This is a genomic window from Paracnuella aquatica, from assembly GCF_003332885.2.
In the GTDB taxonomy this organism is placed as follows: Bacteria; Bacteroidota; Bacteroidia; order Chitinophagales; family Chitinophagaceae; genus Flavisolibacter; species Flavisolibacter aquaticus.
Genome location: NZ_QOWJ01000016.1, coordinates 38,778 through 55,142 on the forward strand (window position 1 = coordinate 38,778; position 16,365 = coordinate 55,142).

At 49.4% G+C, this 16,365-nt stretch carries 16 protein-coding genes and 1 tRNA gene; 9 read left to right on the forward strand and 8 right to left on the reverse strand.

The window, feature by feature from the left end; all coding sequences use genetic code 11:
* Positions 1 to 79 precede the first annotated feature (79 nt).
* Both DRJ53_RS18045 and DRJ53_RS18050 read right to left on the reverse strand, forming a co-directional pair.
* A complete protein-coding gene (locus tag DRJ53_RS18045) occupies positions 80 to 1,564 on the reverse strand; it encodes a T9SS type A sorting domain-containing protein (protein WP_114237066.1) in 1,485 nt (494 codons plus the stop codon).
* A gap of 227 nt (positions 1,565 to 1,791) precedes the next feature.
* Positions 1,792 to 1,863 (reverse strand) — tRNA-Arg (locus DRJ53_RS18050).
* 144 nt (positions 1,864 to 2,007) lie between these two features.
* Between DRJ53_RS18050 and DRJ53_RS18055 the strand changes: the two genes are divergently transcribed.
* The gene (locus DRJ53_RS18055) at positions 2,008 to 2,670 is read left to right on the forward strand and encodes a tetratricopeptide repeat protein (RefSeq protein ID WP_114237067.1); all 663 of its coding nucleotides are present in this window, start codon (positions 2,008 to 2,010) and stop codon (positions 2,668 to 2,670) included.
* A 156-nt stretch (positions 2,671 to 2,826) separates the two neighbouring features.
* Here the strand turns inward: DRJ53_RS18055 and DRJ53_RS18060 are convergent, their stop codons facing one another.
* The 3 genes from DRJ53_RS18060 to DRJ53_RS18070 form a co-directional block, all read right to left on the reverse strand.
* Positions 2,827 to 3,306 (reverse strand): SRPBCC family protein, encoded by a 480-nt coding sequence (locus tag DRJ53_RS18060; RefSeq protein WP_114237068.1) that lies wholly within the window; start codon positions 3,304 to 3,306, stop codon positions 2,827 to 2,829.
* Positions 3,307 to 3,425: 119 nt separating this feature from the next.
* Positions 3,426 to 3,938, reverse strand: a complete 513-nt coding sequence (locus tag DRJ53_RS18065; protein ID WP_204743279.1) for a YMGG-like glycine zipper-containing protein — start codon at positions 3,936 to 3,938, stop codon at positions 3,426 to 3,428.
* Between the two features lie 267 nt (positions 3,939 to 4,205).
* Positions 4,206 to 4,883 (reverse strand): DUF4197 domain-containing protein, encoded by a 678-nt coding sequence (locus tag DRJ53_RS18070; RefSeq protein ID WP_114237069.1) that lies wholly within the window; start codon positions 4,881 to 4,883, stop codon positions 4,206 to 4,208.
* Between the two features lie 157 nt (positions 4,884 to 5,040).
* On the opposite strand from DRJ53_RS18070, the gene DRJ53_RS18075 reads away from it, so the two are divergent.
* The 6 genes from DRJ53_RS18075 (at position 5,041) to DRJ53_RS18100 (ending at position 11,298) form a co-directional block, all read left to right on the forward strand.
* Positions 5,041 to 5,253, forward strand: coding sequence for a hypothetical protein (locus DRJ53_RS18075; protein WP_114237070.1), 213 nt, complete (start codon positions 5,041 to 5,043; stop codon positions 5,251 to 5,253).
* 319 nt (positions 5,254 to 5,572) lie between these two features.
* On the forward strand, positions 5,573 to 6,520 hold the full coding sequence (locus DRJ53_RS18080; protein WP_114237071.1) for a YjgN family protein: 948 nt from the start codon (positions 5,573 to 5,575) through the stop codon (positions 6,518 to 6,520).
* A gap of 111 nt (positions 6,521 to 6,631) precedes the next feature.
* Positions 6,632 to 7,729 carry a M48 family metallopeptidase gene (locus tag DRJ53_RS18085; protein WP_114237072.1) on the forward strand — a complete coding sequence of 366 codons (1,098 nt, stop codon included), beginning with the start codon at positions 6,632 to 6,634 and terminating at the stop codon, positions 7,727 to 7,729.
* 48 nt (positions 7,730 to 7,777) lie between these two features.
* The gene (locus tag DRJ53_RS18090) at positions 7,778 to 9,343 is read left to right on the forward strand and encodes a HEAT repeat domain-containing protein (RefSeq protein ID WP_114237073.1); all 1,566 of its coding nucleotides are present in this window, start codon (positions 7,778 to 7,780) and stop codon (positions 9,341 to 9,343) included.
* Between the two features lie 231 nt (positions 9,344 to 9,574).
* Positions 9,575 to 10,021: a hypothetical protein gene (locus DRJ53_RS18095; RefSeq protein ID WP_123893684.1), complete on the forward strand. Its 447-nt coding sequence runs from the start codon at positions 9,575 to 9,577 to the stop codon at positions 10,019 to 10,021.
* Between the two features lie 191 nt (positions 10,022 to 10,212).
* Entirely contained in the window at positions 10,213 to 11,298 is a 1,086-nt protein-coding gene (locus DRJ53_RS18100; protein ID WP_114237075.1) for a PAS domain-containing protein, read from the forward strand.
* Positions 11,299 to 11,374: 76 nt separating this feature from the next.
* On the opposite strand, the gene DRJ53_RS18105 is transcribed toward DRJ53_RS18100, so the two are convergent.
* The 3 genes from DRJ53_RS18105 to DRJ53_RS18115 form a co-directional block, all read right to left on the reverse strand.
* Positions 11,375 to 11,848 carry an RNA recognition motif domain-containing protein gene (locus DRJ53_RS18105; RefSeq protein WP_114237076.1) on the reverse strand — a complete coding sequence of 158 codons (474 nt, stop codon included), beginning with the start codon at positions 11,846 to 11,848 and terminating at the stop codon, positions 11,375 to 11,377.
* Positions 11,849 to 12,045: 197 nt separating this feature from the next.
* Positions 12,046 to 12,756, reverse strand: coding sequence for an outer membrane beta-barrel protein (locus DRJ53_RS18110; protein WP_114237077.1), 711 nt, complete (start codon positions 12,754 to 12,756; stop codon positions 12,046 to 12,048).
* A gap of 54 nt (positions 12,757 to 12,810) precedes the next feature.
* Positions 12,811 to 13,446, reverse strand: a complete 636-nt coding sequence (locus DRJ53_RS18115; RefSeq protein WP_162303918.1) for a DUF4136 domain-containing protein — start codon at positions 13,444 to 13,446, stop codon at positions 12,811 to 12,813.
* Positions 13,447 to 13,643: 197 nt separating this feature from the next.
* On the opposite strand from DRJ53_RS18115, the gene DRJ53_RS21810 reads away from it, so the two are divergent.
* Positions 13,644 to 13,769 (forward strand): hypothetical protein, encoded by a 126-nt coding sequence (locus tag DRJ53_RS21810; RefSeq protein ID WP_262707873.1) that lies wholly within the window; start codon positions 13,644 to 13,646, stop codon positions 13,767 to 13,769.
* A gap of 140 nt (positions 13,770 to 13,909) precedes the next feature.
* Complete coding sequence (locus DRJ53_RS18120) at positions 13,910 to 16,333, forward strand: outer membrane beta-barrel protein (protein WP_162303919.1); 2,424 nt, start codon at positions 13,910 to 13,912, stop codon at positions 16,331 to 16,333.
* The last annotated feature ends 32 nt before the right edge of the window (positions 16,334 to 16,365 follow it).

A 16,365-nucleotide genomic window follows, 5' to 3' on the forward strand; every position in this document is an offset into this window, starting at 1 on the left:
CTTTTAACCTTAGAAATCAGATTAAAGCGCATTCAGATCGATGGAACATTCTTTTGGGCAGAAAAGTGCACTTCCTATTTTACTGCTTTATAAACTTTGCAGTGTATGTCCTGAATTCATTGATCAATTGAATCAAATACAATCCTGCCGGCAGGTTGGCAATATCAAGCCTTATGCTTGTTGTTGAAGGGTTAGGCCTCACTGTTTTAACCAGAATTCCATCAGTAGTAGTTACCCGCACCAAAGCATCATTTGAAACCTGTTCGTGCCTGATGATGATATAGGTTTGTGCGGGTGATGGAAAAATGTTGACTGCGCTGTTTTGTTCCGGCAAAGGGGCTCTTACCACCTGACTGTATTTTGCAGTACCATCAATGTCGATGCTTTTGATTCGGTAATACGTACTTGGTGTGGAGTTGCTCTCTTGGTAATCGTATCGATGCAGACCTTTTGCCTGTACTGAGCCCACCGAATAGAACATTGTTCCATTGGAACTCGCTTCCACAATATATTCTTTCACTCCAACTTCGCCTGCTACTTCCCAACTAAGCTTTATTCCACCTACATGTCTTTTCACAGTTAAACCGATAAAAGTTACCGGTGTTACAGAAAATTTTTGCAGCACAATCGCATCTTTTCGATATACCAATTTATACCCACGTGGAATGTCAACACTTGAAAATACACCATTGATGGCTCCGGTAATTATCGGTATCTCATGATCATCATTGATCACAAAGCCATCAATCAGGCTTACTCTTAAAGTACCTGCGATATTTGCATTTTCGGTAACATCCAATACGTCGTATAAATCTTTACTGGTGCCGCCCACTTCAAATTCATGTACTGCAGTACTGGCTGCCATGTAATCACCTCTAACTGAATATCTACCAGGAGAGTTGCCAGGAGCAAGCACACCGCTGTTGTCCAGGTTACCGGGAATTTCCACATTACCAGTAAGTGTGGCTTGGTTAATGAAATTGGCTCCTAATTGCATATTCTCGGACTTTCCAAAAACAATCGAACCTCCCTTTTTTAATATTAATGTCCCAAGCATGTCTAACTCACCAAATCCGGCCGGAGCACTGGATTCATTCTCTACCCTTCCGCCGTCTTCTATCGTAAAGTTTCCCTGATTGCTGATAAAATTTCGGTTGATAAACGTTCCCCATATGGTTACATTTCCGCTTTCAAAAATCGCGATGTGGGTGGTGTTGATCAATGTTCCCTCTACGACTATGTTTCCTCCATTATCAAACTGGGTACAGTTTCTAAGATCAAGTATTGCCTCGGGCTCAATGATGATCATGCCCATATTAGACCAAAGGTCTTCTTCAAAATCGCCTGATTGCTGGCGGATGTCGCAATCATCACTCGCTATTGCGTGCCCCTTTATTCGAATGATGTCGTCGGCTGAAGTAAAACCTGGCGGAACAACGCCATCTTTCCAGTTGGCAGGGTTGGCATAAGAGCCGCTTCCGATAAAAACAAATTCGGTTGCATACAATGCGAAGCAAAGGAGTGTAGATAACAAGCAAAAAAGCAGGCGCAAGCCTATTCTCATAAATCTTGGTTTAATGGTATCGAAGTTTTATCTGGAGTTAAGAATGGGAGGAGTTCAAACAGGGAATGGATGAGCTAAGTAAGTGAATAACGGATACTAAACAAAATATATAATTGGTGCCTTGCGTCCCCTGCTTTCGCAAGAAAATATTTGATACGATGTAAAAAGTATGAATTGAAAATGCAAAAAGTCGAACATTCATTGTTCGACTTTTTATTGAATTTTAGTAGCCCCGCCAAGAATCGAACTTGGATCTAGAGTTTAGGAAACTCCTATTCTATCCGTTGAACTACAGGGCCAAAAGCACTCCGTAACCGGCAATTTACAGTTGGGGAAACACACCCCAACAACCACCAAACTCCCGGCTACTTTACGGTAGGGTGGCAAAATAACGAACATTTGTTCATACCGCAGCTTATCTTTGCCCACCTTTATTTTTGACTATGAAATTTTATAACTGGCTGATCAAATACCGCTTGTACATCGGCATCCTCCTCATTGTGCTCGGTATTGTTCTGAATGTTACCGTAAGCGGCTTTTGGCCGGTGTTCCCCCTGTACCTGGTTGGCGCCATCCTTATTTTCGGCCATTTTTTCTTTGGCCCCCTGCGCCTCATCCAGGAGCATATGGAAAGCGGCAATATGGAAGAAGCCCAGCGCATCGTTAATTCCATTAAATACCCCAACCTGCTTTATAAGCCCATCCGCTCGGTGTATTACACCCTCAAGGGCAATATGGCCATGATGAACCAGGACTACGACGCTGCCGAAGTGGCCATGAAAAAAAGCCTCGACCTGGGCATGCCTATGAAAGAAGCCGAAGGCGCCTCCATGCTGCAAATGGGCATGCTGGCCATGCAAAAAAACGACCTCCGCACCGCCGAACGCTACATTCGTGAGGCCATCCGCAAGGGCCTGCCCGATAAAGAAAACCAAGCCGCAGCCTACCTGCAGATGTGCAGCCTGATGATGAACAAAAGGGACATGAACTCGCTGCGGGCCGCCAAGGATTTTTTCCGCAAAGCCAAAGCGCTGAAACCCACCACGCCGCAGATCATCGACCAGATCAAACAAATCGAAAAATATATTGCCCGCATCCCGGGTTAAGCATGTTGAACACCAACAGGCATAAAAAAATCCATCTCACCTCGAGATGGATTTTTTTATGTTACCGGCTGTAGTAATACTATTGGGCTGCCGTTGCGTCGCACACTTGTACGGCTGTAATGCTATTGACCTTTTCGTTAAACCAACCATTTGCTCTTATCCTCTTTGCAAAGCCGGCCGTTTAAAATAGGCTTCAATCTTTTGATATCGGAAATCGAAAATCTCCTGCAGCTTTTTTTTCACCAGCGGCAAGGCCAGGTTGCCAAAGGGGTAAAACGGAAGCTGGTAGTGCACGATATCTGTCATTTCCACGCCATCCACCACTTCCCTGAAATGGTGCTGGTGGTGCCACAAGGCATAAGGCCCGCGTCGCTGCTCGTCCACAAAATATTGCAGCGGCACCATATGGGTTATCTCCGTCATCCAAAAAAACGGAATGCCCAGCAGCGGCTTTACCGTGTACGTAATCACCTGCCCTGCATAGGCTTCCTCGCCAAAAAGCTGGTTGGTAAATTTCAGGTTCAGCGCATCGGGGGTAATCACCGCCAGGTTCTTGGGGTGCGAAAAAAAATGCCACGCCTCTTCCAGCGACACCGGCAATATCTGTACGGTTTGCAGTGTATGTACCTTGCTCATGTTACTCTTAACAACAATAAAGGTTCCGAATAGTTTTATAGGAGCCGTAAAGTTGACGCACAAAAAAAGCGGAACCGAAGTCCCGCTTTTTGAAAAGCTATTTTGTGTATTGCGTTTGTTTAGTAACGGCCATCGCGTTTGTCCATACCACGGCCCACGCCATAACCTACGGCACCGCCAACTACGCCACCAATAACACCACCCACTACACGGTTCTTTTTATTGATCACCGCACCCAGTACGGCACCCGAACCGGCACCAATGGCAGTACCTTTAGCAGCCTTGCTCCAGCCTTTGTTGGCCCGGGCAGTGTTACCCGAAGTAGAGCTCATCGAACCGCTGTTGCCGCTTGAGCTACGCGAGGTAGTGGCACGGCGTGCCGGGGCGGGGCGGGTTGCGGCTACTGCTGCAGGCGCTGCTACTGCAGCGGCAACGGGGGCAGCTGTTTCAGGCATAAAACCTTCGTTCAGTTGCATCAGTTCCTGCTGGCGCTTCCAGGATTGGAACTGTGCCAAACCAGTGGTGTCCACTGCGGGAGCCTGTTGGGGCGCTGCAGTTACCGAGGTATTGGGGTTACTGGTACAAGAGGCCATTACGGCGGCAATTGTTACAACAGAAAGAATCTTTTTCATAGTAAAGTTTTTAAATAGGCGAATTAATTTGTTTGTTACCCCTCATTGTCCAATCCTGTGCCAAGGAACGTGAATGAATGTTAATCGGCGTGCCTTAACAAAACTTTGAAGGTCAGGCACTTAATGTCAATTCAACACTTATAATGGCACAGTATCAATGAGCGGTAGCCCGTTGGTTGATGCATAGGAAAAGAACTGCTTGCCGACTATAAAACAGGAATAATGCCAATCAGCTGCACGGCTTGTAGCTATGCCCATTTTTAGCAGTTAATTCCAGTTCCTGGAAAATACTTTTTGCAGTAAAACCGTCGACCGTGCCGATGCCTGGATGCGTACTTCCCGCTCTTTTTCTTCCATTTTCCGGAACATGGTTTCACTCACCATACCGGCCATAATGGTGGGCAGGTCCAGGTTCAAACGGTTGCCGGTAAGCGACGAAACCGGCTTGGTAATTTTGTTCCACTCGTCATTCAATTTATACTCGTCGATGGCGGCCAGCATAATGGGCCGGATGGCGCGGCGCAGGCTGTCGCCGGCAGCAGAGCGGAGGTAGTCGGTGCCCGATGTTCCGCCGGCTTTAATGAGGCGGATGGCGTCTGTAAATTTCAGGTTGTCGATGGCATTCATAAAAACGGGCATGGAGGCGGTAGCCGTTTTTTCAGCCGCGGTGCCCAGTGTGTTGGTAAACCGGTCGACCTCGGGAGTAAGGCCCAGTTGCTGCACGGTGTTGAGGGCTTTGCGCACCGGCTCGGGAAACAGGGTGGTCATGATGGCTTCTTTGCTGAACGAGCCCGAAACGCTTTGGCGGGCGCCCAGCCCCAGCATTTGCCGGATGGCGGCAGCGGCATCGCCTTCGGTAAGCATATATCCTTTGCCCAGCCCGGCGCACGACCACACCAGCGGCATCGAAATCAGGATCAGCAGCGGCAGGATGATTTTTTTCATGGAACAGAAATTTTATAACCACACAGACTAAAAAACGGTGCCCGGGTTATATGGCCTTTCGTTAAAAGAAATAAAAAGGAAGCGCCACAGGCAATTATGGGCCTGTTGGCAAAGCGTAGCGGGAGTTCACTACTTTTGTGGCACGAAAAACAGGGATATGGATATCGATCAATTCAAAACATTAACGCTGGACCAGAAACTGGCCGAGCTGCGCCACAACGGAAACCTTTTGGGGCCCTACGAACGCAATACCGAACAGGGCACTAAAATGCCGGGCGACATTTACGAGCTGCACGACTTTTGGGTGTACCTGAGCGAAGACGAAAAAACGGTGATCCCTACCCGCAGAAATCCGCTGCCGGAAGAATAATCAGACAATTGAAATTTGTGCGGGTTTGGTAAATGCTGCAAGGCTTTTACCAAACCCGTTTTTATTTTATACACAATGCGGTAAAACCAAAAGCCGCAATCAGCCAAAACAACAGGTGTTAAGTGACAATCAAAGCCTGCTTTTGGCAACAATGTTTTTACTTCCATTCCTGCTCCTTCATCGCACCAAGTAAAGCAGCCGCAGCATTTACACCAATAAGGCCTTGCACTGATGTACCCGGATTGGGGCGTAAAATATTTGCGCAAATGGAATCCGCGTCCTATTTTTCGGCTCCACACACATCAAAACTAAACTGTTTATGAAAGAATTCCGTTCTTACCCTATTGCCTTTGAGGGCAGTGGATTCGACTATTTTAAGATCCAGATCGTCAACACCATTCTCACCATTCTTACCTTGGGCCTCTACTACCCCTGGGCCAAAGAAAAAAGCCTCAAATTCCTGTACGGCAAAAGCACTTTCGAAGAAACGCCATTTGTTTTTTCGGGCACCGGCAGCGAAATGTTCCGCGGCTTTATCAAAGCAATAGCTGTGCTGGTAGTGATCTACGGCTTGTTTTTTTACCTGGTGCTGCAAGGGCACAATGGCTGGGGTATCCTCGTTATTTATGGTGGTTTGCTGGCCCTGGTGCCGCTGGCCATCCACGGCTCGTACCGCTACCGCATGGCCAAAACCAGCTGGCGCGGCATCCGCTTTGGTTATACCGGCAACCGCGGCGAGCTGGTAAAACTGTTTTTCAAAGGCATTTTTCTTACCCTGGTCACCTTTGGCATTTACGGCGCCTGGTTTACCATTTCGCTGCGCAATTATGTGCTGGGCCATGTGCGGGTAGGCAACGCCAGGTTTGTATACTCCGGCGACGGTTCCGATTTTTTCTGGATCAACTTCAAAGGTTATTTGCTAACGCTGGTTACCCTTGGCATCTATTCGTTTTGGTGGCAAAAAGACCTGTTTGAATATTATGTAAACAACCTGCGCCTGGAGCAGGAAGATGACGCGGTATTTTTCCGCTCCACCGCTACCGGCGGCGATTTTGCGGGCCTGATGATCGTGAACTTCCTGATCATGATCTTCACGCTGGGCCTGGGTTACTCCTGGGTGGTTACCCGCACCATGGCCTTTGGCGCCAACCACATTGAAGCCAACGGTTATTATTCGTTTGAACAACTGCTGCAATCGCAGGCCGAATACAGCGACGCCACTGCCGAAGACATGGCCGACCTGCTGGATTTTGGCTTTGTGATTTAATAAAAGTTTCAAGTTTAAGGTCTGATGTTTAAGGTTGTTGGCCACCGTTGGTGCTCATAACTTTAAACATTAGACCTTAAACTTTTATCCCCAAACCGTCTTTCCCTACACATGGAACAAATAGCCACCACAGCGCTTTTTTACGATGGGTACAGTGCCCGCCCGGCGCCGGTGCGGGTGGTGCTGGCCGATGGGCGGCTGCACCTGCACGATCCCTACGACGATGTGTTTATTCAAAGCTTTCCGCTGGCGGGCATTAGCCACAATGGCGTGGGCCGCTACCATTTTTTTTACCTCGATCCCCAAGGGCTCGTTTACCTCAAGTTTGAAGAAGACCATCCGCTGGTGCCCCAACTGCTGCAGGAGCTGTCTGCCAGCCAGCGGGGCTGGGCCAGCCGCCTGATGCGGCAAAAGCTGGTGCTGCTTATTCCCATCATGCTGGCACTTTCCGTAGGTCTGTATTTTCTGCTGGTGGGCCTGGTGCCTTTTATTGGCCTGCGCCTCATCAGCCGCGACAGCGAAATTACCCTCGGCAATAAGCTGCATGCAGTAATGATGGAAGAACTGAGTTTTGTAGGCAGCACTCCCGATACCGCCGGCACTTACCGCCTGCAGGCTTTTGCCAAAAACCTGCAACTAAGCAAAGAATATCCCATCCGGCTTACGCTGGTGCACAGCGATATAGTAAATGCTTATGCGCTGCCCGGTGGGCAGGTAGTGGTGTACACCGGCCTGCTGCACAAACTAAAAACCCCCGAAGCGCTGGCTGCACTATTGGCCCACGAAAGCACCCATGTAAACAGCCGCCACAGCATGCGGTCGCTGCTGCGCAGCAGTGCCAACGGCTTGCTGGTGTCCGTTGTTTTTGGCGATGCCACCGGCATAAGCGGTGCGCTGGCCGGCAACCTCGAAAACCTGAGCGGCCTGCGCTACAGCCGCAGCCTGGAAACCGAGGCCGACGAACTGGGCATGGACCTGATGCGCCGCAACGGCGTGGCACCGCAGGGCATGGTGCAACTAATGAAAACGCTGCAGACCGTGGGCGATATGCCCAGCGAGCTTTCATTTTTAAGCTCCCACCCGCTCACCAAAACCCGCATCAAACGGGCGGAACAATATTGTGAAAAATGGAGTACTGTGCCCGCCAATACCCGTTTGCAACACTCGTTTGATGCGTTGCAGGAAGCGGTTGCGGAAGTGGAAGATTAAGAGGAATAGCGAGTGGTGGATAACGGTTGTTACAAGCAAGCTTAAAAGATGAAACAGCAAGAAATGGAAATTTGGCGATACTTAGAAGTTTTAAGACTACCTAACAAGACTTGGCTTTTCTCAAAAGACAACACTGAAGAGAAAATTGACGCTTTAACTAAAATTGCCCATGACGGTTATCCAAGTATCATTTATAACTTAATGGAGTTTTTAAAAAACGACAACAAGGAAATAAGAGAAACCACTTCCAAAACAATTGCTCACCTATTCAACAAGATTGACAGCAAAAAAGGATATTACGACACCCTAAAAGATTGCGCAATTTCAAAAAGTGACCTTGATTTTTATGAAGCGAATTTTCCAAAGGAACAATATGTTGTGCTATTAGCAATTAGTTCATTAAACAGAACTGGATACGTAAGAGAAAGAGCAGTTAAAAAGCTTTCACAAGTTGACAGTCCAAGAGCCATACAATTTTTAATCTATCGTTTAGCTGATTGGGTTTTACCGGTTCGAAAAGCTGCACTAAATGGAATTGCAAACTATAAAACAACCGATTACATTGACAGTCTAATTGAACATTTGCCAATTTTTGAGTGGCTACAAAAAGTTGAACGGACAGACCTTAGCGGAGTTTACAAAGACATTGTTGAATTCATTGCTTCTAGAAACAGAGCATATCTAATTGACAATTTCAACAAATACCCAGACAAGCTAAGGATAATTTTAGCGAGACACATTTCAAGTTCGCTTAGCGACTACTCACAAGAATTAAAGCTGTTTTTAAATGATAAACACTTTTTAATTAGAACCATAGCAATAAGCCATTTTGACAAACTTGGACAAGCAGAAATTGAACAATTACTAAATGACAATTCAGCGCATGTTCGATTACAAACACTTTATTGCTTGAAGAATCGAGATGGCTTTGAAACTATAGCAAGGAAGTTCTTAGCCGACAGTTCGGCTACAGTAAGACATTTTGCAAGATTTACACTTAAACAATCAAACATTGAATTTGCGAAATTTTACAATGAAAACTTACAGGCAACTTTCCAAGTAATTGGCTCATTAAGCGGACTTTCTGAAACCAATGGAAAACAGTATTCAGAAATAGTTAGGTCATACCTGGGTGACAGGCAGTTAAGCGTAAAAAAGACAGCTTTTTTAGCTCTTTGCAAACTTGATGAAGAAAGTGCGTATGCATTTGCATTGGCAAACCTTGACAGTCCATATCTCGGGCTTAGAAATGTAATCATTGAATTTTTATCTCACATTCCAAGACGAGAAGTTTTGACAAAGGCAAGAAGCTTTTACGATAAGGAAAATTATACCATTAAAAAATCAATGCTGAAACTCTTTAACAGAGTCGGCGGTTGGACTGCAATTCCCGATTTGATGATTGGAACAATTGACGAAAACGAGAACATTAGACAATTGGCATTTGGTTATTTACAAATTTGGAGAGCAAGAGCAGCAAGACTATTTGCTACGCCAAAACAAGGAGAAATCGAGAGAGCAAAACAGGTCTTTGACTTTGTAAATGAAATACACGAAGACAAACAATATTTTGAAACAAACCCGGTAGAAGGACTTAACTTTTACTTTAAATAACAGAAGGCCATCTCGTAACAAGGGTTTACCGAAGCGGGGCTAAAGTTCATTATTGAGCATTAGTATTAGGTTCAACATTTAAAATTCAATTGAACTTTTGTGCTAAAAAACCCCGACATGGGCAAACCCGAAATGTAGCATCTACTGATAGCCCGTTGGCAGTACCAACCCAACTCAATTGTAAGCCAACCAACAACATCGCCTAACTCCCAAACCTTTTCGATCAACTCTATGGTGCGCAAAACCGGATTCTTTCATTGTACACTTTGCCTGACTTCTGTCCTTGCCTTGTCTTGTGTAAGCACATGGCGAACACCATCGAAAAAGGAACAACTCAAATCCATTTATATCGAACAATTTAAGCTGACTTATTTCCGGCAACTGCTTTTGAAGAGTTACAATTACTCCGATGCCATCAAAGAAATTATTGAAACGGACCACAGCGGTTTTACCGAGCCTATACTTACAGCCAGCGACGATCGCCTGATTGACAGCTTAACAACGGTACAAAACGAATATCTAAAGGCAGATTCTGCAGCAGGTAACCGCCGGGCAGAAGGCGCACAAGGAAAAAGACCACTGGAATTTATCATGATGAACCTGCAAGCTAAATGGCTGGACAGCCTGGCAAAACGCAGGTTGAAATTAAGTGGTTTCCCAGATGAGTCGACGGACTAACGCAATGCATTTGCTTTTCCCCATCATCACCTATACAACCCCACCAACTTTAATCGACAATTTTCAGGGCTTCGCCGAATATTGGTAAATAAGCATGAGCTGCTAATGGTTTTTCTGTAAAAAAGGCGGAAACTTGTGCTCCAATTCAATTTCCTGACCTCCCCTTCGAAAGCAGAAACCTGTTGTACCGCATGACCCTGGAAAATGTACAAGCAATCATGAGTGTGGCGCTGGAAAATGTCCGCGAAGGCGTTTCCATTTCCGATGCCACCCGACCCGACAACCCGCTCATTTATGTAAACAGGGGTTTTTTACAACTCACCGGTTACAGCCACGAAGAGGTCATCAACCGCAACTGCCGGTTTTTACACAGCCGTTTGCCCCAGCAGCCCGGCCTCGACCGCCTGCGCCACGCCATCCGCAACGGCGAAGCAGCAGTGGTAGAAGTACAAAACAGGCGCAAAAACGGCTCCCTGTTTTGGAACCGCCTCTCCGTTACACCCATATTTGATGCAGCCGGTGTGTTGCGCCATTTTATCGGCATCCAGGAAGATATTACCCACCAAAAAGATAAAGAGGCCCTGAGCCAGTCGCTGCAACAGCAGCAAACCATTGCCCGCCTGATCCGCGAAGCGCAGGAAGAGGAGCGCCGCCATATTGGCGAGGAACTGCACGACAACATCAACCAGTTGCTGGCTACCGCCAAATTGTACCTTACCATGTCGGGCACATCGCTCAGCCCGCAATTGGCCATTGCGCATGCCAAAACTTTTCTGGGATCGGCTATTGAAGAAATACGCCAGCTTTCGGCACGCATGGTACACGGCCGGGTGCAGCCGCTTTCTTTTGCCGAACAACTGGAAAACCTGCTCGAATCGTTGCGGCCGGTGGTGCCTTTTGCCCTGCGCCTGCACAACAGCGTTGGCGATGATGTGGAACTTTCCGAGGAGCTGCGGCAACTGCTGTACCGCATTGTGCAGGAGCAACTGAATAACGTGATCAAACATGCATGCGCCAAATCCGTTACGGTTGCGCTAAAGGCCACACCTGCGGGCATCATGCTGCAGGTATCCGACGATGGCATTGGCTTTGACCCTGGCAATCAGCATACCGGTATCGGGTTGCACAACATGCGCAACCGGCTCAAACCACTGCGCGGCCGCCTCCTGCTGCAAACGGCTCCCGGTGAGGGTTGCCGGCTGTTGGTAAAATTGCCGCTGCGGGCGGCGGCCCGGCCGCAGCCCGAAATACAAGCCCTGGCCGCAGCAGCGTATTAATTTTTACAAAAAATGCCACATAAAGAAAAAGGCACCTGCACAGGTGCCTTTTTCTTTATGTCAATCAAGCTTGAGATCAGTATTTCGGCTTGTCGCGGTTGTAACCACCACCCGAGCCACCGCTGTTGTAGCCGCCGCCACCGCCACGGTTGTAGCCGCCTCCGCTGCTGCTGCCACCGCCGCCGCGGTAACCGCCACCACCACCGGAGCCACCACCACGGTAACCACCGCCGCTGCCGCCACCCTGGTAACCGCCACCGCCTCCGGGACGATTGTAACCACCGCCACCGCCTCCTCCGGGAGGGCCCTGACGGTCATCGGCCTGTTTTACCACCAGGGGTTTTTTACCCAGCGAAATATCATTGAGGTGTTCAATTGCGTCCAGCCCGTCCTGGTCGTTTTGCATGTCTACAAAAGCAAACCCGCGGCTTTTACCGGTTTCTTTATCCATGGCAACCTTGGCAGAAACGATGGGACCAAATTTTTCGAAAATTTCCACCAACTCGTCGTCAAACAGATCGTACGGAAGGCCGGCAACAAAAAGTTTCATAATGAAAATTGAAGATCAAAGGTACACACATAATTACTGCACCTAAAACGCAAGCCTCAAAAGACTTGCCCGAAAAAGTTTTGTTTCGGGTACAGTAGCGTCCGGTAAAAATAAATGAATCCCGGTGGAAAAAAGGGTAAATTCTTTTTGCCGCCGGGATTGTTATATAATTAAACCTTTATGACTGAAAATGCCGTTTAATACCAGCCGTAATTGCGTCCGCCGTAGTGGTTGGGCCTGCGGTAACGGTTGTCGTCATCATAACGGCTGCCGCCACGGCCACCATCATTGCGCAGCGTAAACCTGAGGCCTGCCTGCACCGCCAGGTTGTTGGCAGCCTTTACCCCCAACTGGTTGAGCGGCATATAGTTGTAGGTGGCGCCCAGCGAAAGGGCCGTACGCCGCTTGGCACCCACTGCATACAACACGCCTACACCGGCCTGCACCGCGGGTTTAAAGCTTGCATCCTCCAGGTTCGCAAACTCGCCATACATCTGGCTGTACTGCAGCATGTTGATGCCCGCACCGGCGCTTACATAAGGCTGCAGCCTGCTGCTGTCGGCGCCGCGGGGCAGAAACATACCCTTAGCCATCAGCGAAGTCGTTTGCAGGTTATTGCCCAACACTGCCGACAGGTCGGAGCCGTCTTCCATCTTATAAGTAGCACGGGGGTATTTCTGGTAAAAATCCTGGTAGGCAAAACCGCCGCCTGCACGCCACTTCGGGTTGATGGCATACATCAGGTCCACCGCAACGCCGCGGCCGCTACCCTTGTCAATAAAATCGTTTTTAAAACTGCCCATGGGCAGCGCATACTGGTATTGTATGCCCACCGTACTGCGGTCTTGCGCCGCTGCCGGTAGCAGGGCACAAGCGCAAATAATGCTGAGAAAAAATATCTTGTTCATGTAAATGCTTTTGTTTGCTCAATGAAATAGAAAAGACCAACTGGCTGGCCTGCATTAGTTGCTTTGCAGGTACGGCGACTGTTCAAACAGCTGCGCTGCCTGGCCGGCAGCAGCCGATGCATCGTTGAGGCCAGCTCCGCGGATAAGGCCGTTCCACACTACCCGCAGGTTGTTGTTGGTACTGGCATTTTTCAGGTCCACCAGGTCTACAGCCAGCATGCCTTCACGCACCTGGTAGGTAGTGGTGTACCAAAAAGTAGGTGCGCCCCAGCCGCCAAACCCCGATCCAAAGCCCGGCCCCCAAAACATGGGATCCCAATAGCCGTAATAATCGGGTACCGACATAACGCCGGTGCTGGTGCGGATGATGCGGCTAACCTGCACACCCAGGTCGGGCGTAGCCGATTTGGTGACCAAAGTGTAACCGCGGCTTTCCATAGCGCTGGTAAATGCCTGCATAAAAGCCCGGTCGGCGGTGGTAAGCTGGCGGCTGCCATTGCTGCCGTCCACCACTACCACGTCTTCGGCCATGCTAAAGGTTTTATAGCTGGCAAAATTTACAGTGCTGTCGCGGTTGGTGATATAAATGCGGCGCTCCTCGTTGCTGAGCGCATCCACAGGATCTTTGCGGCAGCCGGTAACGCCAATGCAAGCCAAGGCCAATGCCGCCAATGTTATTCGTAGGTTCATGGTAAGGGTCATTTGATGTACAAACGCAGTTTTGCTCTTTATCGTTCAAGTGTTATGCCGGTTTAAGAAAAGTTTAAACAAGCACAGCAGGAAGGGTAAAGATAAAACTTACCCTAAAGACCAAACAGGTTGCAAGCACAACCGTGGCCCATTGCTGTGGCATAATTATTTGAACTGCTGGGCAAAAACCTTCTACTATGCCCAATTGGTTAAGAGCACTTATTGCCGGCTACGGTGCCAAAAAATTAGGCGGCGGCTGCATCAGCACTATTCTTATTTTCTTCGTGTTGTACTGGATCCTGGGACAGGGTGGCTGTGGTTAACAGCCACATTCCGATCGGGTTGGGCCTGTAAAATTCGGTCAAAAAAATGCGCCGCACCGGCCTCCCATATTACCATTAGTAAAAAAATGGAGGGGTGGTGTGGCAGCGCAAAGTATTTTGCCCCTTTTACCCCCAACCCGATGCAAAGGAGCCTTTTGTTGTGTGCAGCAGTTTTTACCAGTTGGGCAGCGACCGCCCAAGGCGCTGCCGGCATTTCTGTTACCCTAAATAATGCCAGCGGCGAACCGCTTCCGGCCGCTACAGCCGCACTCCTCAATCCCGATTCTTCCATTGCCCTCCTTGCGCTTTCCGACAAGGAGGGCAAAGTGTTTTTTGGCAATGCCGCAGCCGGCACATACCGCATCCGCGTCACCGCCACGGGCTATGCGGCCCATTTTACCCCGTTTTTTACCTATACGGCAAATGAGCCGCTGCAGCTTTCGGCGCTTACATTATTGCCCGATACCCGCACCATGCAGGAAGTAACCGTTACAGCCCGCAAACCCCTCATTGAATTGCAGCCCGGTAAAACCGTGGTAAATGTAGATGCCGGCATCACCAACACGGGCACCTCGGTAATGGAGGCACTGGAGAAAATGCCCGGCATTACGGTAGATAAAGACGGCAACATAAGCCTTAAAGGCCGCAGCGGCGTGCTGGTGCTTATTGATGGCAAACAAACCTACCTCGGCGCCTCGGAGCTGGCTACCATGCTGCAAGGCATGAGCTCGAACAGTGTGAGCCAGGTGGAACTGATGGACATACCGCCGGCCCGCCTCGATGCTGCGGGCAACGCCGGGGTCATCAATATCAAAACAAAAAAAAACCGCCAACAGGGCTTCAACGGCAACATCAGCCTGGCGGCCGGCCAGGGGTTTTATCCCAAATTCAACAACAGCCTGCTGCTCAACTACCGCAGCGGCAAATGGAATTTCTCGTTTAACTACACGCTCAACAAGGTGCAGCAGTTCATGCGTCTTTATGCGCTGCGCCGCTACTTTGAACCCGATGGCCACACGGTGGCTTCGATGCTGGAGCAGCCCACATTTTTTGGCGGCCGCAACACTACCCACAACCTGCGGGCCGGCGCCGATTATGCCTGGAGCAAAAAAACAACCGTAGGCCTGCTCCTTACCGGCACCCAGCTGGCCCGCACCAGCGGCGGCACCAACAATGCGGCGTGGATGAACGCAGCCGGCGTGCAGGACTCGGTGATCCAAACCGAAAGCCGCAACAACAACCAGTTTCAGACCGGCGGCATCAACCTCAACCTGCGGCACCAGTTCAATGCAAAACATGAGTTGTCGGCCGATGTGGATGCGCTGCGCTACCGCCTCGATGCGGAGCAGTTTTTTGAAAACAGGCTGCTGTTCCCCGGCACCTACCGGGAAGCATCCCGGGCCGAGATTCCATCGGGCATCAACATTTTTTCGGCAAAAGCCGACTACGCTGCGCAGCTACCCGGCCTGCGCCTGGAGGGTGGCTGGAAATCGGCGCACATCGATACCGACAACGAAGCCCGCTACCAGGTGGCCAGTGGCGGCAACTGGACCGAAGACCTGGGCCGGAGCAACCATTTTTTATACACCGAAAACATACATGCGCTGTACGGCGGCGCACAAACAAAGCGGGGCAGATGGGACCTGCAGGCAGGCCTGCGCTACGAGCTGACCCACTACGATGCCCGCCAGTTGGGCAATGCGGCGCAAAAGGATTCTTCTTTTTCCCGCACTTACGATGGGCTGTTCCCTACCCTGCTGGCCTCGGTTGATGCCGACTCAGTGCACCGTTTTTCGGTTAGTGCCGGCCGCCGCATCGACCGGCCCGCATTTCAAAAACTCAACCCGTTCCTGGTCATTATTAATAAATACACGTTTCAGCAGGGCAACCCCTATTACCGCCCGCAATACACCTGGAACTGGAGCGTGGAGCACCAGTATAAAGGCAAACTTATTACCGGTCTGAGCTACAGCCGCACCTCGGATTATTTTGCGCAGATCTTCCCCGTAAAAGAAAACGGCATCATCCTCTATACCGAAGGCAACCTGGACTTGTTGCAGGTATGGGGCCTGTCGGCAAGTGTGCAACTGGCACCGGCCAAATGGTGGAGCCTGAATGCGCAGGGTGTTTTTAACTACAAAAAACTGGAAGGTTTTGTGGGCACACAGATTAAACGCGACATCAGCCAGGTAAGCCTCAATATGAACAACCAGTTTAGGCTGGGCAAAGGCTGGAGCGGCGAACTCACGGGCTTTTATACTTCGCGCAGCCAGCACGACTTACAGGAAATTGTGGACCCGTCGGGGCAGCTATCGGCAGGCATTGCCAAAATGGTGCTGAAAGAAAAAGGAACGCTGAAACTGGCGGTACGCGATATGTTGTACACGCAGTGGATGAAGGGCAACACTTATTTTCAGCAGGCCGACGAATATTTTAAACTGACCCGCGATACCCGTGTGGCTACCATCAATTTTACCTATCGTTTTGGCAAAGCAATAAAAAACAGCCGGCGTGGTTCCAGCGCCGCCGATGATGAAAAAGCAAGGGTGGGAACGGGCGGATGATGCATCAAAATGAATGCAGCTTATAAGCATCC